The sequence below is a fragment of the Sunxiuqinia indica genome (assembly GCF_009847015.1).
In the GTDB taxonomy this organism is placed as follows: Bacteria; Bacteroidota; Bacteroidia; order Bacteroidales; family Prolixibacteraceae; genus Sunxiuqinia; species Sunxiuqinia indica.
On sequence record NZ_WVEM01000024.1, the window covers coordinates 1 to 21,843 of the forward strand.

18 protein-coding genes are annotated in these 21,843 nt (G+C 39.0%); 4 read left to right on the plus strand and 14 right to left on the minus strand.

The features are described 5' to 3' along the window. Positions 1–740: 740 nt before the first annotated feature. From hxpB to GR929_RS21120, 7 genes are all read right to left on the minus strand, one after another. On the minus strand, positions 741–1,412 hold the full coding sequence (gene hxpB / locus GR929_RS21090) for a hexitol phosphatase HxpB (RefSeq protein ID WP_159523695.1): 672 nt from the start codon (positions 1,410–1,412) through the stop codon (positions 741–743). 145 nt (positions 1,413–1,557) lie between these two features. Next, entirely contained in the window at positions 1,558–1,809 is a 252-nt protein-coding gene (locus GR929_RS21095; RefSeq protein WP_159523697.1) for a ketopantoate reductase family protein, read from the minus strand. 825 nt (positions 1,810–2,634) lie between these two features. Continuing rightward, positions 2,635–3,150, minus strand: coding sequence for a hypothetical protein (locus GR929_RS21100; protein ID WP_201301088.1), 516 nt, complete (start codon positions 3,148–3,150; stop codon positions 2,635–2,637). 2 nt (positions 3,151–3,152) lie between these two features. Beyond that, entirely contained in the window at positions 3,153–3,872 is a 720-nt protein-coding gene (locus GR929_RS21105) for a DUF3800 domain-containing protein (protein WP_159523699.1), read from the minus strand. Between the two features lie 298 nt (positions 3,873–4,170). Next, positions 4,171–4,404: a hypothetical protein gene (locus tag GR929_RS21110; RefSeq protein WP_159523701.1), complete on the minus strand. Its 234-nt coding sequence runs from the start codon at positions 4,402–4,404 to the stop codon at positions 4,171–4,173. A 254-nt stretch (positions 4,405–4,658) separates the two neighbouring features. After that, entirely contained in the window at positions 4,659–5,495 is an 837-nt protein-coding gene (locus tag GR929_RS21115; protein WP_159523703.1) for a hypothetical protein, read from the minus strand. Positions 5,496–5,499: 4 nt separating this feature from the next. Beyond that, complete coding sequence (locus tag GR929_RS21120) at positions 5,500–6,312, minus strand: HipA family kinase (protein WP_159523705.1); 813 nt, start codon at positions 6,310–6,312, stop codon at positions 5,500–5,502. Positions 6,313–6,613: 301 nt separating this feature from the next. Between GR929_RS21120 and GR929_RS21125 the strand changes: the two genes are divergently transcribed. Next, entirely contained in the window at positions 6,614–6,862 is a 249-nt protein-coding gene (locus GR929_RS21125; RefSeq protein ID WP_159523707.1) for a hypothetical protein, read from the plus strand. A gap of 54 nt (positions 6,863–6,916) precedes the next feature. Here the strand turns inward: GR929_RS21125 and GR929_RS21130 are convergent, their stop codons facing one another. The 6 genes from GR929_RS21130 to GR929_RS21155 form a co-directional block, all read right to left on the minus strand. After that, on the minus strand, positions 6,917–8,566 hold the full coding sequence (locus GR929_RS21130) for a type I restriction-modification system subunit M (RefSeq protein WP_159523709.1): 1,650 nt from the start codon (positions 8,564–8,566) through the stop codon (positions 6,917–6,919). Positions 8,567–8,571: 5 nt separating this feature from the next. Further along, positions 8,572–9,636 carry an AAA family ATPase gene (locus GR929_RS21135; protein ID WP_159523711.1) on the minus strand — a complete coding sequence of 355 codons (1,065 nt, stop codon included), beginning with the start codon at positions 9,634–9,636 and terminating at the stop codon, positions 8,572–8,574. Positions 9,637–9,639: 3 nt separating this feature from the next. Next, on the minus strand, positions 9,640–10,893 hold the full coding sequence (locus GR929_RS21140) for a restriction endonuclease subunit S (protein ID WP_159523713.1): 1,254 nt from the start codon (positions 10,891–10,893) through the stop codon (positions 9,640–9,642). Further along, a complete protein-coding gene (locus GR929_RS21145; RefSeq protein WP_159523715.1) occupies positions 10,886–13,891 on the minus strand; it encodes a type I restriction endonuclease subunit R in 3,006 nt (1,001 codons plus the stop codon). Before GR929_RS21145 ends, GR929_RS21140 begins: the two co-directional genes overlap by 8 nt. Then, positions 13,891–14,079 carry a helix-turn-helix domain-containing protein gene (locus GR929_RS21150; protein ID WP_159523717.1) on the minus strand — a complete coding sequence of 63 codons (189 nt, stop codon included), beginning with the start codon at positions 14,077–14,079 and terminating at the stop codon, positions 13,891–13,893. Before GR929_RS21150 ends, GR929_RS21145 begins: the two co-directional genes overlap by 1 nt. A 309-nt stretch (positions 14,080–14,388) precedes the next feature. After that, on the minus strand, positions 14,389–14,760 hold the full coding sequence (locus GR929_RS21155) for a helix-turn-helix domain-containing protein (protein ID WP_159523719.1): 372 nt from the start codon (positions 14,758–14,760) through the stop codon (positions 14,389–14,391). A gap of 626 nt (positions 14,761–15,386) precedes the next feature. Between GR929_RS21155 and GR929_RS21160 the strand changes: the two genes are divergently transcribed. Genes GR929_RS21160 through GR929_RS21170 form a run of 3 tightly spaced genes read left to right on the plus strand, consistent with a single transcriptional unit; the run spans position 15,387 to position 21,318 of the window. Beyond that, positions 15,387–16,715 (plus strand): TlpA family protein disulfide reductase, encoded by a 1,329-nt coding sequence (locus tag GR929_RS21160; RefSeq protein ID WP_159523721.1) that lies wholly within the window; start codon positions 15,387–15,389, stop codon positions 16,713–16,715. A gap of 22 nt (positions 16,716–16,737) precedes the next feature. Next, positions 16,738–19,956, plus strand: a complete 3,219-nt coding sequence (locus tag GR929_RS21165; protein ID WP_159523723.1) for a SusC/RagA family TonB-linked outer membrane protein — start codon at positions 16,738–16,740, stop codon at positions 19,954–19,956. 6 nt (positions 19,957–19,962) lie between these two features. Continuing rightward, entirely contained in the window at positions 19,963–21,318 is a 1,356-nt protein-coding gene (locus GR929_RS21170) for a RagB/SusD family nutrient uptake outer membrane protein (protein WP_159523725.1), read from the plus strand. Between the two features lie 88 nt (positions 21,319–21,406). On the opposite strand, the gene GR929_RS21175 is transcribed toward GR929_RS21170, so the two are convergent. Next, positions 21,407–21,706: a hypothetical protein gene (locus GR929_RS21175; RefSeq protein ID WP_159522987.1), complete on the minus strand. Its 300-nt coding sequence runs from the start codon at positions 21,704–21,706 to the stop codon at positions 21,407–21,409. Between the last annotated feature and the right edge of the window lie 137 nt (positions 21,707–21,843).

Here is a 21,843-nt window from a genome sequence, read left to right on the forward strand (position 1 = left end):
TTCTTAATTCGGTCAGGGAAACCTGACATCTCTTTATAGCCAACTTGGCGGTGTTCAGCAGACGATCAGAAGTCGTCGCAATTTGGTGCAAATCATCTTCTAACTCAATGATAACATGGGAATACTGTTCCATACTAAAAAAACGATGAATCAAATTAAACGGGAAAAAGAATCCAATCATAAAAAAAAATGATTGGACGAAAAGAAGTATCAACCAACTGGCTGATTGGTTGGTCGTAGCATCAAATCCAAATGTCTTTGTTTGAAATTCAGGTCTTATTTATTGGGGTTGTTCATTGGCACGTAAAACAATGAAAGAACAATTTCAATCATTATGGATTTCAGAATGATAAGAGTTTTAGTCAAAAGATCCGGTGAAAGTTTTTTAGACTTTAATACCACATTTTAATGTGATATTAAGATGATTTTAAGAAATATACTTCCTCAATGGATTAAAATCACAATATGCTGTGGTTTTAATATTTAACACATAGCCGAAAACTCATAAAACCAGAAAATGAAAGAAAAATTAGCTGTGAAGTTTCATAATTGGTAACCAATACATTAAAAAACATTCTGCATGATATTGAAATCGTAGTAAACTCAACGATATCTGGCTTGAAATTTAGGTTCTGATTATTCGTGGCTTATTTGGAGTTTCAACAGGGATAAATGAGGCATGCCCGACCTGGTAGCGATTTACTTCTCATAGCCAGGGTGCCAAACAACAAGCAAAATCGTTATGAAAATGAGCTAAGTAATGAAAAATCGAATTGGTTATAATCACTGATCACATAATCTGCTATTTCGCGTTCCCGGCTATCATTGTCCTTCAAAATGGCAATTGTTTTCATACCTGCTTTTTTGGCCGCCAGCAATCCCGAGAATGAATCTTCGACTGCGACACAATCCTGTGATCTCAAATTTAATTTTCGTGCAACAGTCAGGTAAACAGAAGGACTTGGCTTTCCTTCCTGTTCATGTTCGGCCGACGAAGTGACGTCAAAAAAGTCGTAGAGCTTTAATTTTTTCAGCACAACCGGAATTAATACCGAAGGTGAATTTGTTGCTAATCCAATTTTATATCCTTTATATTTTAGACCTTGCACAAGTTTTTCAATGCCTGTAATCGCTTTCCCTTCCTCTTTTATCAGATGCGCCACACGCTCAATTACACCAGACTCAACATCCTTTAATGATTTGTTATTCCATGGCTGGTTGTCAAACCAAAATTTAGTCACCTCAGCTGTGGTCATTGTTTCGGTGAGTTTGCATAAATCTTCAGTCAACTCTACTCCAACAGAGGAGAAGACTTCCTTTTCCGCCCTTTTCCATAGCTGTGTTGAATCAATTATCACCCCATCCATATCAAATATAATGGCCTTTATCTCATTCTCCGTTTTCTGCATCATAGTCTATTGTTGAAAATTTGTAAGTCATCATTCATTTTTCTCAGCCAGATAAGCACCAAGGTTTTAGCCCATTTAAATTTGGGACTTTAGACCAATCATTTCACCTAATTGCCGGGTATTCGTTACCAGTTCTGGCATTGCTATTTCATTGCCAAGTTTTGGTCGCAATTAGTACAACCCCATTGATATCGATTAAATTACTATAAGTGGGAGTGGTTATTTTCTGCTGAAATTTCTGATGATCCTGATTGGTTACTGTTATCAGGAATTCTTCATCAGGTAGGTTATCCACACGTCCCCTGACCAGAGTAACATCCTTTTCTTCATGTTGTAGAAAAACAGCCAATGCCTTTCCAATTGCTCCTGAACCAATGATGTAAATTTTATTATTTTTCATAGGTCTTACTTCTGACGAGCTACAATTGTACAATGTTTCATCAATTAACGCAACACCAATTGTATGGTTTATCCCTATATCAGGAAGATTTTCAGAAAAGACTCTGATGAAGTTTTGCAAAAGTGAAATAGCCTCGATGCAAAAGCTTAACGAAGTATAAAGAATAAAATCAATTCGCAGCCTTAAAACCAAATAAAATCCCGAATGACATATCATGCATTTAAAACACAAAACCAGACTTATGAATGATTGATCATTCATATAGCTAGACAACGTACCTATCATCAAATAGCTGTAATCTTCATAAGCGCTTCAGTAATTATGTTTTTGTATCCGTTTGCCCAGGTTAAAGCTGACCATCTTGATACGAATAACAACCTCCGCTGGTGCCAATTTGTAGTTTGTGACATATTCGGGGTAAGGATAAAATTTAAATTCTGGCAAATTGAAAACCGATCTATCCATTCCTCCGGTCTCATGTTCTTTGGGGCTGGGGCTGGCTGCTGTATTGCGTGCTGATCGAACGCTTAATGGCTGGTTGTCGTTATAAACAACCAGCTAGACTCTCGTAACCGCTAACGCTAAGACAAGGGACAGGTTTACATTCCCTTTTGTTTTTGTTGAAAGAATTCCCCGGTTAGGATTTTAAAGGGCGTAAGTTCTAAATCAGCAAAGAGAAAGATTAATTCACTGTTATATTTTGTGTTTAAAAATGTGTTATAAAATACATTCTTACACTTTATCTCAAATTTTGGATATCTTTGAACTGTCATTGCTCATTGAGTAAAGGACTTGGTTGGCCGCATTACCGTAAATGCGGTTTTTTTATATCCTTCTGTTTTCTTTTCTTAAGAAGTAATTATAGTTTCTCCGATCTACACAAAAACAAGTAATTAGAATATAATCAGGAAGAATTTCCTCCAGAATAACCATAAAACTTTTCTGCTTGTACCAGAAATAATCTCTTACACTACCATCTGCTTCCAAATTACGAAATCTCGATATTCTTAGATCATTACAATTTTCAAGAATTGGCTTTATCCAATGAATGCGATTTGCCCTTTCTGGTCTAAATTCTCGATGCTTATTTCCTTGCTTCCTTTCTTTTGTGCGGGAGACAACATGAACAAACTTCTCAAAATAACGGGAAAAATGTGCTGGCAGGCCATCTTTTTCATGACGATAAATATGTCTTTTTACAATAACCTGCTTGCCTTCAAAATAAAAAGCATTATCCAGAAAGTGATCCTGAAATATGCCATGGAGTTCGTCAATTTTATCTTCGTCATCCTCACATAGGTCATCAAAATAAGGCTCTAGCCCCCTTAAAACATCTTCCATAGCTACCGCGTCTTCCGGGGTTGATGATCAAAAATATTGAACTTTTCTTCCCATGGTTCAGTGCCCTCATCCAGCGAATATCCTGATTTCTGCTCCAAATATTCAACTATAAATACCTTAATTGGGCTTGCTCCTGGCTGATCTGGTAGTCCCCTTGACTTATAGGTAACAGCTCCAATAAAGAAATCGGCCAATTGAATAAATTCCGATTCATGCGAACGAATATGTTGGAAATGCTTAAACGGAGAGCTACCGTAATGCAGATTCTCGAAAACTTCGTGAATTTTGGCAATCTTATCACGTCCTCGGGTATCCTTAATATCCAGAAAAACCCGATATTCTGCCAATGGTGGATTTATCCATTGGTTGTTCAGAAGGAAATAAATCATCTTGTAATAAAAGTTGTCATGACTCCCCTGATTGAATTGATCATGATCCAATAGCTCTTTATATTTTACAACGATTGTACGAAATGCCAACGGTGAGTTAAAAAAGTAATCGATCAGCTCAATATAAAAATTCCTCTTAGTATTACTGCAAGTGTTCCATTTGTATTCATGATTGATCCCATGTTTCCGCTTAATCGCTTTTAGCTCATTCTTTATCTGCTCATAGTCATCGTCAGGAACTTTAATAAAACCAATACTCATCACACTTGATCGGTCATTTTGCAAATGACAACTCTCATCTAAAAAAAGATTATATTTTGGCTTCTTCGTCATAACGATTTAAAAGTACAAACTTTTTTTGTTCTCGGTTCAGTAGAAAGCTATTCAATCTGTCGTAGTTCTTATATATTAAAAGCTTTTGATCCGTTTTTCTATTCAATTCATTTAGAACGGTTCCATCCATAACCAGTTGGAGGTAGGCAGCCAACACTGCGACCAGCCACTGTGCTGCACGCTGGCCGAACGCTTAATGGCTATTTGTCGTTATAAACGACGACCAATTAGGAAGCCGGAACAACATCCTATGCCATGTCTGAATTACAAGTAGCATTTTCTGAACCCCCTGATTTTATTAGCCCCGCGGCAGGTTTGACCCCTCCATCGGCACTTTCACCCTTCCAATCGGCAATTTTACCCCTTTAATCGGCAATTTTTTTGATTCAATCGCCAATGCTGACCCTTCCATCGGCAGTTTTTTTGATTTAATCGGACCAGTTGACCATCCCATCGGCAGTTTGACTGCTCCACGGAAGAATTTGGGTGGTCCCTGAGCAGTTTGAACCGTCCACAGAAGAAATTGACCCATAAATTTCACGAATTGCACCAATCTCAGATGCGCTTTGCCCTGGCTTACGCTCCCATTCCTGCGCATGCGGGAGAGCTCATGCAAGCTAGTAAGCTGTGCTAAGGCGAATGCTTGCAGCAAGTTTCAATAGTGTCGTTGCAAACGACAAACAGCGAAGCCGCCGCCTACTTTTTGTGCTTATCTTTTATTAACCACGCGATGCAATCGCGCGGTAGCGGGCGGTTATCGACTTAAGAAGGAGATTGTGGAATAAATTAATCAAACAACGGTTTTACACCATGCGTCTGAGCATATTCAATAACCCGGTCTGCTTCAGAAATATCAACGTATTCAAATTCGTAAGAACTACGAATATTATTCCATATCCTATGATTTACTTCTAACTTTTTACTCGGCTCAATCCCTAACACAAATTGTTTTGCTTGAGGTAAAGCTCTGAATAATTGCAGGAGATTACCGATGTTGTACTCAATGGAATAGGTTTTTTTGTCGAAATCGATGGATTGCGCAAAAACTTCAATATCATTTTTCCCCATCAAATCAATCTTTATAGGGGTTAGCAATCGTGAAAATTGAGTAGAATTAATCTCTTGCTCAATATTGAAATAGGGTTTTACATTGGGATAGTAGTTCCTCTTAAACTGATCAATTTGTTTGGTTTTTTGCTGCCCTGAATCAACCAAGATCCGATCGACAAATTTGCCAAATAAGGTATTGAAAATTTGCTCACTACCAACCAAGTCAACAAAGTTGGGGTTACTGAAAGAGACCAAATTATTATTGTACCGGCTTAAATAGGAAATGTACTGCTCGCTAAACAATCGATCGTATTTACTTTCAACTTTTAGATCAAGATTACCTTTCACTTGAGAAATAGCTTCATTTGAACCAACCGAATTTTCAATCAGGCTTAGGTACTGCTGTGTAGCCTTGTAAGTCTCTTTGCCAATTAATTTTTGAATAACAGACAACTTCGAAGAAGAATAACGAAAATAGACCTTCTCCTGGCAAATCATAAGCAATCCAATGGATAAACGTTCGTTTATCTCGGGGCGGATGTTAATAGATAATATGCTATAAAAGGTTTTCATCGTTCTATCTTTGTAACTGAATCAATTCAAGAAAATATTCGAAACAGTTCCTGCTCCATGCTTTATTAAACAAGTTTTCTTTCAATAAGTTCTGATAATCAGTTATATTAATATTCCATTCTTCTGGTACTACGGAGACAATCTGGTTTAAGTTTTCTTCGCATTTCGAAATGCAAATATAGTATTCATTTTTGATCTCTTCCAAAAACTTTTGATCACACAACTCCTTTCGTGAAAATAAGACGCCTGTCAGGTCTGTGCAAATAAGTGTTTCGTTTTCAGACAATAACACCAATCCCTTATCCAAATTGCCAGTATTAAAAATGGCATCGTGATCAATAGGCACAAATCGATTCTGATTTTCAATGTCAATCAATAGGTTGTAATTATTGAAGTTTCGGTCCTCATTAGCCAGCCAGATATCAAACAAAGCAATCTTAAGAAATTCGTGCCGGTATCCAAATCTTTTTCGCATCGAAAGGTTCGCATCTCCATAAAATTCATCTACTTCTGACAGCCGGCTGTTAAATTGTGACCCAAAGCATGGCACACTAAAGAATGCTGGCTGAAGCTGCTGATAACCACCGATATGTTCTGGTGAAACATGCACGAGCTTAAAGTCTGGAACAGCTAGTTCCCATAGCTTCGCAAAGTGTCCCGCTAACAATTCATGGAAAAGTTTTGTCGCTTTACCTCCGGGCTGCCGGTTGTATTTGCAGACGTAAAAATTAATATCATCGCATAATATTAGTGCAGGTTGGCTACCTGAAGTTTCAAATACTTTTTCGGGTCTTGATATGGAATTTACGGAGTTCAAATATCGAGTACTTTCATAAACTTCTATTCATGTAACATGGGTTGAGTTAAATCATCACCTAAAATTAGAATAATATTATTGAAAATCAGTTGATATCATAATTTTAATCATTCCTTTTTGTCTCATAGGCTACAGTTCCCGTATTCCTCCGAATTTTCCAATTTTGTAAGCATTGTAAAACGGCAGTTTTTTCCGAAATTAATAGTTCTGACAGAAATGGCCTCTACGGGGAGCCAGGTCATTGGCAGCCTTTTTTTGGAAAACCCGGAAAGCCAATCCATTTTAAACCAGAAATAAACTTATGCAATTTTGTGATCTGTACCATACAGCAAACTTCAATACAGTGTCGTTGGAAACGACTGCCAGCTTCCCCTCGTCACCGCTTCGCTCAAACGAGGGGGAGCCCGGGCTAAGGCGAATGCTTGCAGCAAGTTTCAATAGTGTCGTTGCAAACGACAAACAGCTAACCCCTCGTTTCCGCTTCGCTCAAACAAGGGGCAGGCCGGGGCAGTTTGATACTGCTTTTCATTCTCCTGATTTAAAGAACTGAATTATAACGATTTATCGTTTAACTTATTGTAAATGTTGTTGCGTCTAAAACACACTAAATTTGTGGTAAACCTAATTCATTTAAATAAGTATTATGCTTATCTGTGTTAATTTTTATGCTTTCGTTTATTGATTTTAATTTATCATTTACCTCTTTGAGGTCTACTTTATCTTCCTTTTCCGCTGTGCTTACGTAACGTGAAATATTTAAATTGTAGCCATTTTTTTCAATTTCCTCCATAGAAACTTTACGAGCATAACGTTTTATTTTCTCAGGTCGAGATTTATAGATATCTACAATTCTTTTAATGTCATTTGGTTCTCCGTCTTTACCTTCCCTTAACGTATTCTGTCTTTTCCCTTTTTCAAATTCTTCACTGGCATTTATAAAAAGTACATCATCTTCTTTTTTACACTTTTTCAAAACAAGAATACAAACGGGAATACCTGTTGAATAGAATAAATTGGCTGGCAAGCCAATTACTGTATCAATGTTATTATCTTTTAATAGTTTGGTTCGAATTCTTTCTTCTACACCGCCACGGAATAAAACACCATGAGGCAATATAATTGCCATTGTACCTTCCTGGCTTAGAAAATGGAAGCCATGTAGTAAAAAGGCAAAATCGGCTGCTGATTTTGGGGCTAAACCATAACTCTTAAAGCGGAAATCTTCGGCTAATGTATCGTTTGGTTCCCAACGTAAACTGAAAGGCGGATTAGCCACAATTGCGTCGAATTCGACTTTCTTGGATGGGTTCATTTCATTGAGCATATCCCATTGGTTAATTAAAGTATCACCATGAAATATTTCAAACTCGGTATCTTTCATGCCATGCAAAAGCATGTTCATACGCGCAAGGTTGTAGGTGGTTATGTTCTTTTCCTGACCGAATATTTTGCCAATACTACCTCCTTCATCTTTAAGCCGTTTTCTAACATTTAGTAAAAGAGAACCCGAACCACATGCAAAATCCAAAATCCGATTTAGTTTCTTTTTTCTGCCTGTTGATGGGTTTTGACTATCTAAGGATACTAATTCTGAAAGTATGGTAGAAACTTGTTGAGGGGTATAAAACTCACCTGCTTTTTTGCCCGAACCAGCAGCAAATTGACCAATCAAATACTCATAAGCATCGCCAAGGGAATCACTGTCGGTAGGGAAGCTTGAAATACCCTCGGCAATTGTTTGAATAATGGTACAAAGCTTTTTGTTTCTTTCGGGTTCGGTTTTTCCTAATTTCTCAGAATTTAAGTTTATTTCAGAAAATAAACCTTGAAAAGAATCATCAAAGGATTTATTTTCAATGAACCTAAACCCTTTTTCTAAGGTTCTTAGAAGGTCAGGATTTTGGGTGCGTGCCAGTTCTGTTATATTACTCCAAAGGTGTTGTGGTTTAATTACGTAATGAACTTTTCTGCGCATTTGTTTCTCAAACTCTTCAATATCTTCTTCGTTTTTCTTGTACCACTTTTCTAATGGAGGAGGAACTCTAAAGTCTGGCTTTACATCTTCTAATTCTTTATCAGGATAATCGCTACCTAATTCTTTCTTTGCAGATGCTTCATAGTTGAAGGATAGATATCTTAAAAACAGAAACGAGAGCATGTAATCACGAAAATCATCCGGATTCATTGCTCCACGAAGCTGGTCGGCTATTTTCCAAAGGGTTTTACCTAGTTTTTGCTGGTTATTCTTTGTCATCGTAATTAAAATTTGAAATTAAATTTATCCAGCAGTTTATCAAATACTTCCTCGAAAGTTTTCTGCTCATACTCGTTCATCTCACTTATTTGAGGAAAGAATACTTTTTTGTGCGATAATGAATTAAGCATATTAATTGTTTCTTCTGGTTTTTCCACCTTAATTTCCTGAAGAACAAATTTGATTTGGCTTTTCCCTAAAAACGATACAATATTTTCCAATAATTGTCTTAGCAATACAAAATGATAGGTATATAATTCCTTCTTCTTTTTTGCTTCGTCCAAAATTTGCAAAAGATGTAAATGGAATAGAAAAACTTCTTTTTTGAATTCATTCAACTCTAATTTGCCACCAGGCTTTTTCAGCATGAAAGATTTTGTATTCTTTTTGTATCTATCACTTTTTTCGCCATGATTAAAACGGTCAAACAAAACAGAAAATAAACCAATATGATGCGTGGTAATTATTATTTTCTTTTTGTTATCGAAATTATCCTCAGCTAATCGGAATATTGTATCTGCTGTTAGAAATATATTGTTATCATCTAAACTGGAAACAGGGTCGTCAATAAAAAAATGTGCGTCCTGAACATCCGCTAAACCTTCAACTCTAAACAATGCTAAGAAGAAACACCAAATAAAAATTCTTTCTTCACCTCTTGATATTTTTATTGAAGTATTTTCATCATCCGGGAGAAAAAAGGATATTGACTCAATAGCAGTTTCAGGGTCAGCGTGCGGATTAAATTTAAAATCATAATAAGGATTATATTGCTGCAATTCTTCTTTTATAGCATCTTCAGATAGCAAACTATAGAAGTTATTGAGACTGCTTGGTTTAATATCTAATTTTATATTTTCATTATCATTGGGTTCATCATTGTCCCATACAAAAAGGTCTTCGCTAAAAGCATTGTAATAAACACCTGTATGACTTCCGTTTTTATCTTTTGTAAGGTTTTTATAAGCTACAGACAACCTTGTTTTACCCGTTGCATTAAAAGCATAAATAACAACTATATATTCGGTTATATCTTTTAACTGCTGTGCTATTTCTTTTATATTACTCATGTTCTATATATTATTAGGGAACAAGCGTTGCATCAAACCTTTTTTATGTTCCTTTAATTGTTCTATTTTATTGGATTGAGCTGTTATCAAATCATCCAAAGCAAAAAGACATGTGGATATTTTTTGTTGCTCTTTAGGATTATTGGGGATTAACAATCCAGTTTCTAAAATTATTTTGTTAGAACTATGGCGAACAGTAGAACCTGATGCGGTACTTATTATTCTTCTATGAAATGTTTCTGTTAAAAAATACTGCAATAGGAATTTTTGGTCTAATTCGGACTTGATTTTAACTTTTACAATTCGTTGATTCAATAGTGCCTCCTTGTCATCTTGTGTTAATAAAATTGGCTTGCCGAGTAGTTCACAAGAAGGTGTAAGGTCAGTCAATAATACTAATAGGTCATTCGGGTTGCACAAATACTTCGTGTCATATTCTTCTGTTGTATATTTGGTATTACCTTTATTGAAACTTGCTCGGCCTACTTTAGTGAAATTTTTCGGAGTTACCAATTTCATTCCATTTTCTGAGAAAAATTCACTTTTAAAGGCAAAACCTGAAATTAAGTCAATATGGTTAGAAAGTGATGTTTTTTTCCACTCCCCATCATTCTCAAATCCAGAGAAACGATATTTAGGAACTTTCTCTCCTTCTTGTGGGAAAAGGTTTTGCATTAAACCTTTTTTATGGTCTTTGAGTGTATCTAATTTTTGGCTATGTGCCTGAATTAGTTCATCTAATGATGAAAGGCACGAGGCTATTTTTTTTTGTTCTATCTCTGATTTAGGTAGAATACTTTCCCAATTTTCAATAGTTCCTTTAGTAATATGCATAAGAGCAAACCCATTCAGCGACTGTGATTTAATTCTCAACGTTTCATAGTCTAATAAATGGAAGAAGAATTGCCTATCTATGCCATCTTTGTTTTTTACTTTCCAAATATGGTAATGGTAAATAACTTTCTCTTCACTCCAAAGACGAGAACCAAAAGAAGCAGACCAAGCATAAAGCAAATCTCCTTTATCACAGTACTTATCATCATCCAATTCCAAATCAGAATAATACCACTCATTATTTGTAAAAAAATTACCTACTCTTAAAACTCGGTATTTCCCTTTGGACAAGAGTTCATCTTGTTTATAAGCTCTACCATTAATAAAATCAGCAGCCTCACCAAGTTTTTTTATTTCCCAATTGCCTTCATCAATAAATTCAGGAAACCGCAACTCTGGTATTAATTTCTCTATCTTATTCATAAGCTGCTAATCCTGAAATTTCACGCCCTTGGGCTAGTTTTTTTAATTCCGGTACTAAGTCATTCATCAGAGCTGCTTCGGCTTTACTACGTTGTTTCCAGCCTAACTCTAATGGTTCCATAAGGTCGGTAAGCTTTTCCCCGTCAAAAATCATCCGGTTAATAATGTCGTCTACAAAAGCTTTAATGTCTTCTATTTGTAAACCATGCTTGTTTGAAATAGCGGCTAGCTCTTTTTCGTACTTCTCAATTTTAAAGGTCTCGTAGTTTTCTTTTAGTTCGTCAGCAGTTTGTCCTTTACTCCAGTCTAAAGAGTCAATAAAGTCGGTCATGTCCTCTTCTTCGTCCATTAAGTTAGAGTTTGATTTGAGTAAACTTTTAATTTGTTCTTTAGTCATTTTTTGTTTACTCGGCTCTTTACCCATGTTCTCAGCGGTAAGACTCATAATATAATCGTAGTCGATAACTGCCGAAGCAAAAAGGACAAATTCGAAATCGAGTTCTTGTATTCCGGGCGGAGCTTCTTCTCCTTCTTTTTGCTGTATTGCCCTTAATTGTTTTGCTGTTTCGATATATGAACTTTTAAATTCAAGCAAACTTTCTTTTGGCAGAATAGCTTCAATTTTTTCTTTTTGTTCTTCATCTAAATCAGTGTACTGGTCAAGTTGGGTTTTTAAACGCTGTACCTCTTTAAAATTCCTTACAAAAGCAATACGTGCAGCATCGCCTTTTAGGTTATAAACTTCCTGAGGTTCGTTTACCAGATTATTGTTTTCCATGAAAATACCAAGCAGTTCAACGGCTTTTTCATATTTTTCAATTACAACAGGTGCAGGGTCAACCAACCAAACTTTAACCGCCTGGTCGCCTTTTTTACCAGAAAAAAGAGTGATGGCTTGATTTACAGCGTCCTGTTGCGAACGGAAATCTAAAATATTACCATAAGGTTTAGTGTCGTTCAATACACGGTTGGTTCGCGAAAAAGCCTGTATCAGTCCATGATATTTAAGCTTTTTATCGACATACAGCGTGTTCAAATATTTTGAATCGAAACCTGTAAGCAACATATCCACTACGATTGTAACGTCAATTTTATTTTCATGTGAATAATCTTTGTTGCTATACTTCTGGTCTTTAATCCGTCTTTGTACATCTTGATAGTAGCTATCAAATTCATTGATAGAATGAACCGTTTTATATTGTTTATTATAATCAGCTATAATATCAATTAATGCCTTTTTCTTTTCTTCAGGATTTGTCTGATTATCATATTTCTCCTGCTCCAAATCGTCCTGTAACTGCTTTACATCCGCTGCATTTTTTTGACTTTGCTGGTCCCCTTCTTTTGCAATTAATTGCGCAGGTGGTGAAAATACACAAGCAATATTAAGTTTGTAATAATCAGGATTCTCAACCTTTTTTTGATTTTGTATTTCTTTAAAAAGCTGATAATATTTAATTGCATCGTTAATAGACGATGTTGCCAATAATGCATTGAAACGTCTTGAATTTGTTGCAGCATCATGTTTATCGATAATTGCTTCAACAACCGCTTGTTGCGCTATTGGTTCTTCTGGTTTGGGATTCTGTTCACCTTTGCCTTTAAAATAGTCAATGTGAAACTTTAATACATTTCTATCCTCAATAGCATTTGTGATGGTGTATGTAGGCAACTCATTTTGAAAAATAGACTGTGTAGTTTTGTATGTTTCAGTTCTATCTTCCCTTATTTTGTACGTTGAGTTTTCAGCAAATATAGGCGTGCCTGTAAAACCAAATAATTGAGCATTCGGAAAGAACTCTGTAATTGCTTTGTGATTTTCTCCAAATTGTGAACGGTGACACTCATCAAAAATGAAAACTATTCGTTTTTCGCTCAATGGCTCTAAACGTTCTTTGTAGTTTTTTTTATTTGCTCCATCCAATGCCAATCCAAGTTTTTGAATGGTAGTTACAATAACTTTATCAGAATAATCGGTAGAAAGTAAACGCCTAACCAGGGTTTCAGTATTGGTGTTTTCTTCCACACTTCCTTCCTGAAATTTATTGAATTCCTCTCGGGTTTGTCGGTCAAGGTCTTTTCTGTCAACAACAAACAGGCATTTTTCAATATCGGGATTGTCTTTTAGAAGTGTTGATGCTTTAAATGAAGTCAATGTTTTTCCACTTCCCGTTGTATGCCAAATATATCCGTTTCCTCTATTTTGGTGAATGCTATCAACAATAGCTTTTACTGCATAAATCTGGTAAGGTCGCATTACAAGTATTTTCTGCTCGCTTTCGACCAATACCATATATTTACTAATCATTTCACCAAGCGTACATTTTGCAAGAAATCTTTGCGAGAAGTTTTCTATATGTGTTATTTTATTATTGTCCTCATCAGCCAATTGATATATTGGTAAGAATTGTTCATCTGCGTTAAATGCAAAATGTTGATTCTTGTTATTTGCAAAATAATATGTGTTTGTTTTATTACTCACGATGAATAATTGCATAAAACACAGTAAAGAATTGCCATATCCATTGCCAGGTTCGTTTTTATAATCAACGATTTGCTGCATGGCTTTTCGTGGTGAGATATCCAGTTTCTTTAATTCAATTTGTACAACGGGCAAGCCATTAATCAGTAATACTACATCATATCTTTGATGGCTATTCTCGGTATTGATGCGTAATTGTCGGATTACTTCATAGTCATTTTTACACCAATCCTTGATGTTAACCAAAGTATAATGTAAAGGCGTACCGTCTTCACGTTGGAAGTATTGTTGTTCACGTAATAACTTAGAAGTTGCAAATACATCAGGATTTATGATTTCTTCACGCAGTCGTAAAAACTCATTATCGGTCAGACGAACATGGTTAAGTGCTTCAAACTTTGCTTTGAAGTTTTCTTCAAGTGTTTTCCTGTCAACTATGTCAGGTCGATAGGTATACTTAAGCTCATCCGTAAGCTGCTTGACCAGATTTTCTTCTATTTGTATTTCCTTTGTCATTAATCTTCTTTCAATAAATCTTTCGGATTCACATCCAATATTTTTGCAATGCGATACAAATCCTCAATGCTTGGCTGTCTTCTGTTTTGAACGTAGCTGTTTACCATGTTGTAGCTTTTGCCCAATTTCTCAGCCAACCACTTTTGTTTAATCCCTTTTTGTTCTAAAACCTCTTTGATTCGGTTCATTTTTGAATTTCCAATTCAGTCCCCTAAAGTAAATGTATTTGTTTTATATCTCACCACATGAGTATTAAAATAATCATTCATCGGCATGCTGATAGCAAAAACGCTTTCTATTTTCATGAAGAACAAGCAAATTTAAATGTGCTTGAAATCGCAATTGTATTTACACATAATACTGATCGACTGTTCCTTATAAATATCTGAAGGTAAGCGACGTCAGTTTGAGTTGTAGCAAGGCAATAACGTATCGTTGTTTCCAAAATCATTGCACGGTACTTTTTCCAAAACCTCACTAGCAAGAGGTGAACAGCTTTAACTTTCTTTCTTCAGCAGGAGAAATTTTTTCTTGATCGCTATTTTGAGGTATCTATAATAATCAGACTTCTCTTGAGTAAGTTTATCCTCAAGCTTAAAGGACTCATCAACAACGGACAATAACTCATCCTTCCCCTTTAATTCGAAAAGACCGTAAAAGTCAACATCCAATTCTTGACTTATTGAAAGTATCTTATCCCATCCAGACACATTTTCAGATCGTTCAACTCTTCCAACCATAGTTGGATTTGATCCCAACAACAAAGAAAGATTATGTTGAGATAGTCCTTTTCTTAGTCTGGCCAATCTCAGAACACAACCTATTTGAATGTTCAATAATTCAAATTCTACTTCATTATATTTTCTCATAAAGTAAAATTTGAGAAAAAAGCCCAACTCATTCGATACATATTTGTGTCGAATAAATATTTTACTATATTTGTCAATACATTACATCTGAAAAATGTAATTTTGCGATCCTTCTATTAACAAAAATGTTAGAAGCATTCGCACTTGATGTCTCGAATTCAGAAACTGGTAATTTTTATAAGGAGAGACAAATAAGTAAAGATGCTCACGTCATATATAATCGTATTGGCGTGGGCCTACTTATCTCCTTTAGGTATACCAGTACCTTGAATTCGGTAAGTTAGGTTCCACGCCTTTTTTATGGCCTCCCTGAACTTACCGGTTTTGGTAAATGGCGGTTATAGCCGACCCCACAACTCGAGACTCCATACAGTTTTTAACCTTAAACAGCATGTGCTATGCCCCATGTTAAACGCTTTCTATTTCCCCGACGGGCTCCGTAAATTCAGGAGCAGCATCAATAACCCCTGCATGTAGCCCTTCAAAGTTTATTCAAACCTTGAGGGCTTTGGGAAACACAAAACCTCCGGTTAAACAAACTAAAATCATAAAAGTATGAAACCTATTTTCTGCTTCATGGAATTGCTATGCCCTTTTCGAAAATTAAAAAATCAACCAAACGAACGATGAAAAAAACAATTAAAATCCATTTGAATATACCTCTTGTGGCTCTGTTATTCCTCTCTGCCACCTTCTGTGGCTTTTGCGCCGCTGTACCAGATCAAGTCACTGGGCAGGCAACCTCCACGCCCTTAAAAGTTGGTGATCCCGTTCCCGATATCCTGCTGACGGATATCGTCAATTACCCGAAAGGAACAGCCCGCTTTTCCGACTTTGAAGGCAAATTGCTGATCCTGGACTTTTGGGCTACCTGGTGCCATCCATGCCTTGAAGCCATTCCTAGGTTTGAGAAGCTACAGCGTGAGTTTGGCAATCAGCTACAGGTACTCATGGTTACTTCGCAGCCCAAAGGCAGCATTGCCAAGTTCTTTTCCAACCGGAATATCTCGCTCCCATCTGTAACAGGTGATCAAACACTATCGAAACTGTTTCCTCATAAATATGTTCCCCACGAGGTTTGGATTAAAGACGGGAAGGTATTTGCCATCACCAATGATGCGGAAGTAACAAGCGAAAACATCAGAACCCTGCTCTCGGCTAACGAGACCACTCTTACCGAAAAGAAAAGCAATTTTGATTACGACCTTACCAAACCTTTGCTGATTGATGGTAATGGCGGACAGTCAAAAGACTTGCAATACCACTCGGTAATCACCGGCTACCTGGATGGCATCGGTGGTGGCGGGGTATATACCGACAGTCTGGATCGTTACAAGATCAGGGCGTTAAACGGCACTATCCTGCAATTGTACCAGGGAGCAGTGCGATACATGGGGAACACAATTCTGGCTCATCCCAACCGGTGTATTTCAGCGTTCGACAAGCAAGAAGTCCTGCCCCCGCCAAACGTATCGGCCTATTTGCCAACTGCCCGCGACAAGTATTATTGCTACGAGTTAATTATTCCCTCCGCTTTAAAAGCACAGGCCGGTGAGCTCATGCTCGAAAATTTAAACCGTTTCTTTGGTGGCATCCATCACCTGCGTGGAACCATTGAAAAGCGAAAGGTAAAATGCTGGGTATTGAAACGACATGGCACACTGGAGAAACTGGCTTCGAAAAGTCCTACTTCAAAGATTACAACCGACGATTCGGGTCGGCTGGTTTACCAGAAGCAGCCTTTTCAGAATTTCTACAAGGCAGTAGCCAGCCTGTACAAGAACGAACCCTCTCCGGTGATTGACCGAACCGGCATCACCTCCGAAATCGACATCAGCTTTCCAACTAACGAGAAGGACATTCTCCGGTTTAAGGAATACCTGAACCAATATGGACTAAATCTGGAACAGGAGCTCTGTGAAATTGATATGCTGGTGATTAAACAATTCAAATAAACTACTCAAAACTCAAACCTTCATGATGCAAAAAAAGTTACGCTATTTATTCATGCTGGCAATCGGTATTGGGATCACAATCCAATCGTTCGCCCAGCTAAAACAAGTAAGGGGAACTGTTTTTTCAACCGACGAAAACGCAATTCCCGGAGTTTTTATAACCACGACCGATTTAAAATATTCGGCCATAACCGACAGTCTGGGTGGCTTCCAATTAGTCCTGCCATCTACTGAATCCTTCCTTCGGGTTTCTCATATTGGGTATTCCCGAAAGACTGTTTATATTCCGGAAAATGAAAGCCCTCTGACGATCTACCTCGAACAGGAAGTGGTTTCCATTGGCGAAGTGGTTGTTTCAACCGGATACCAAACCTTGTCGAAAGATAAAACCCTGGGTTCCTATACCCTTATTGACAATCAGCTGGTCAACCGGACGGTAAGTACTGACATCTTAAGCAGGCTGGAAAATATCTCCGGCGGCATCCTGTTCGACCACCGGTTTAACGGCTCCCCATCCCTTAGCATCCGGGGGCAAAGCACCATTCAATCGGAAGCCAGCCCGCTGATCATTGTCGACAACTTCCCTTACGAAGGGGATATCAACAACATTAACCCCAATGACATTGAGAATATCACGATCCTGAAAGATGCCGCTGCCGCCTCAATCTGGGGTGTGCGGGCTGGAAATGGTGTAATTGTGATTACCACCAAAAAAGGCCGGCTGGAACAGGCCATGACCATTCAGCTAAACGCCAGCGTAAGCATTGGCCGGAAACCGGATCTATTTGACAACAGGCAGTTTCTGAATGCATCCGATTTTATCGACGTGGAACAAAGCCTGTTTGAACAGGATTATTACACCTGGATGGAGGACTATTCCGCCCACCCGGCCATGTCGCCGGTCGTACAGCTACTAATTGCCAAAAGGGATGGGTTAATCAATTCCGAAGAAGCTGAAAAGCAACTGGCCAATTACCGTAAGCAGGATGTCCGTAGGGATTTCAGCAAATACCTGTACCAAAACAGCGTAAACAGGCAGTATTCATTTTCCATGAAAGGGGGCAGCAAAACAGTCAGCTATTATTTAAGCGGCGGGGCTGACCAAAACGATGATAATCTGGTTCGTAACGGACTCAACCGAATTACCCTTAACTCCATGCTGACCTATCACCCCGCAAGTTCATTCGAAATTTCCTCCAATATTATTTATTCCCACAGCAAACAGTCTCAGAACAATGGTGGAAGCAGCACGATAACCAGTGGAGGTGGAAAAGGGATTTATCCCTATGCCCGCCTTGCCGATGACAATGGAAAACCACTCGCGATCGTGCGGGATTATAACACAGACTTTGTCAATCAGGCACCCGATAACGGCCTGCTGGACTGGTCGTATGTCCCTTTGCAGGACTTGCACAATAAAGATTACAGTATCAACACCGATGATATCCGAATCAACACCGCCCTGAAATACAGCTTTACTTCCTGGCTAAATATGGAAGGTCGGTACCAGTATGAACATCAAAACCGGAATACCCGCAATCTTCAGAGTCAGGAACTTTATGCGACCCGCAATCTCATTAACCAGTATGCCTACACCGATACTGACGGCACCTTAAACTTCCCCATCCCCAAGGGAGACATACTGAATAACAGCTACCATACTCTTGTCTCCCATGCTGCAAGAGCCCAACTTAATTTTAACAAGAACTGGAACGACATCCACCGGTTAAACGTACTGGCCGGAACAGAAGCCAGGCAAGCCCGAACTACCGGCCTTTCAAACCGGGTATATGGCTATAACGATGACTTATTAACCTCTTCCCGGGTCGATTATACAACGAGTTACCTGATTAATCCTTATGGCTATACCGAGACGATTCCCGACGGAGCCTCCCTGAATGATCTGACTGATCGGAACTTGTCCTACTATGGAAATGCGTCTTATAGGTATCGGAGCCGTTATATGCTTACGGCGAGTGCCCGAAAAGACGAATCCAATTTATTTGGTGTAGATGCCAACAACAAGGGTGTTCCCCTATGGTCAACCGGCTTGGGCTGGCAAGTCAGTTCTGAAGAGTTCTACCCGTTTGGGAACTGGCTTCCGGTGCTGAAGCTACGAGCGACCTATGGCTACAGCGGCAATGTAAACAAATCGCTTACCGCCTACGCCACCGGCTATTACTACACCAATTCGGTTACCGGACTTCCTTATGTACAAATACAGACTCCTCCGAACCCCAACCTCCGGTGGGAAAAAGTAAAAATGATCAATTTTGGTCTTGATTTCGAAAGCAAAAACCACCTGATCTCCGGGAGTATCGAATACTACAAAAAAAATGGCATCGATTTGATCGGCAGGGCTCAGCTGGATCCAACCATCGGATTCAGTGTCGGTGGGCGCAACGAATTTATTGGCAACAATTCAGCATTAAAGGGACAGGGACTTGATGTCCAGTTGAATTTCAACAAAACCATCAGGCGTCTTAACTGGACAGCCCAACTTCTGTACAGCAACTCAACCAACAAAATTACCCGCTATGATTATGAAAGCAATGCAATCTCAGCTTACTTTTCTTCGTCTCCCGTACCCGTTCCGGGAAATCCAAGGTACAGCCTCTATAGCCTGAAATGGGCAGGACTTGATCCGGAAACTGGCGATCCGCAAATCTACATGAACGGAGAGATCTCCAAAGACTATAGCTCAATCATGTCTAATGTAACCCTGGAAGATTTAACTTACAGCGGTTCAGCGCTACCAACAAATTTCGGTTCACTGCGCAATAACTTCCGACTGGGAAATTTCTCCCTCGGGTTCAATATCAGTTATAAGTTTGGGTATTACTTCCGAAGACCATCCATAAGCTATTCAGCGCTCTTCAATACCTGGATAGGCCACGAAGATTATAGCAAGCGGTGGATAAACCCGGGGGATGAACTGTTCACGCAGGTGCCTTCAATGCCCACAGCCGGAACAAGCAGCTCACGCGATTTTATTTATACTTTTTCTGACATCCTGATCGAAAAAGGTGACCATATCCGGTTTCAGGATATCAATTTCTCTTACGACCTACAGCAATCACAGTATCATTGGCTTCCTTTCAACAAGGTATCTGTTTATGGATATGTCAATAATATCGGGATCATATGGAGAGCCAACAAACACAAACTGGACCCCGACTACGTTTTCCAGCCCTACCCGGCTTCACAAACTTATTCATTAGGCATTAACATTACACTTTAAGCAATTATGAGACGTTTTACACCACTATTACTATTATTTCTGCTGGGCATGATTGCCTGCAATGAAGATTTTCTGGACACTAAACCGGATAAAAAACTGGTTGTCCCTTCTACGCTGAATGACTTGCAGTCTATGCTTGACTATTTTGATGTTCACAACGCCAATATGGTGGGGATGGGCGAACTATCCTCAGACGATTATTATATCCTTTACGACCGATGGAATGCCCTGCGTTCCGAGTATATGAAAAACGGCTACATCTGGGCCAGGGAAATATGGGAAGGCTCCACGTCAATCGACTGGAACAACCGCTACCAACAGGTCTTTTATGTCAATTATGTTTTGGAAGGTTTGGAAAAGATGGATCAAACAGAAAATCTGATTCAATGGAACACACTGAAAGGAAGTGCCTTGTTCTTTAGGGCTCACGCATTTTACCAATTGGCACAGGTATTTTGCGCTCCCTTTGATCAATCAGCCTCCAATGAGGGGGACGGACTCCCATTGCGCTTAAGTTCTGATCTGAATGTTCATGTCGGCCGGGCTACGGTTAAGCAAACTTACGACCGGATCCTGGCCGACCTTCTGCAAGCTCTCGCCTTGCTTCCCGAAAGCTCCCCCTACAAAACCCGACCTGTGAAGGCGGCAGCTTATGCTCTACTCTCGCGGGTACATTTAACCATGCAGGACTATGACAATGCGCTGACCTACGCGGATTCAGCACTAAAATCAAACTACAAACTGCTTGATTATAATCAGCTCGACCTGACTGCTTCCTACCCGATGGAGCGCTACAACAGCGAAGTGATTTTCCACAGCCGGATCACCCGTTATTCGACGCTCTCCAGCTCGCGGCTGATTGTGGACTCACTCCTTTTCCGGTCTTATGCAGAAGAGGATATCCGCAAGGCGGCCTGGTTTCGCCCGGTCGGCGAAGGGTATACCTTTCGGGGAAGCTACTGCGGATCATTACAAATATTCAACGGTTTGGCGATTGATGAATGTTACCTGACCAAAGCGGAATGCCTGGCACGCGCTGGTTTGGTTAGTGAAGCACTCAGCACGCTGAATGAGCTGCTGGCTACCCGATATGAAAGTGGTGGTTTCACCCCGCTTAGTGCCGATACTCAGACCGAAGCCCTGGAGCTTATCCTACGGGAACGAAGGAAGGAACTCCTGCTTCGGGCAATCCGGTGGACCGACCTGCGACGGCTCAACCTAAATCCATCCACCGCCAAAACATTATATCGACAACTTAACGGAACGATTTACCAATTGGAGCCCAATAGTCCCAACTATACGTTACCTATTGCCGATGATGTGATTCAACTTTCCGATATCCCCCAGAACATCCGGGAATAGTGTCGTTAAAAAACCCCGGGCAGTTGTTTTCCCGGGGTTTGAATTAAGCAGCAAAAAGGTGCCCGCATTCAGGGCATCTTTTTTCTATTTAGTCCTTCGAGCGAAAATCGATGTGATTGTTCACTTCTGATGCTTTTACCTGACGCACACCACCAATAATCTCTGTTTGACTTTCCGTATACTCGCGTGCACAGTCCGGATCTTCCAGTTTGTCCGGGCACAGGTTATCAGGATTGGACACCTGGGTGCTTGTCACACTGCTACCCGATGCATCCATTAAAAACCAATAAGTCGATTGAGATTCGGTATTACTTGTGTTTGTTATCACAAAGGCGCTTGCGGTCAATACCATGACCACAGCAACGATAACTAATGCATATTTTTTCATGCCAATTATGTTTTAACAATACTTCGGTTAAAACTTAGTTATTTATCTGATTGTCAGCAAAATAACCATTATTTATTAGTTTAAAACCGCAGGAATCTGTATCTTTAAAGTATTAATTACCAGTTAATTACTTTAAT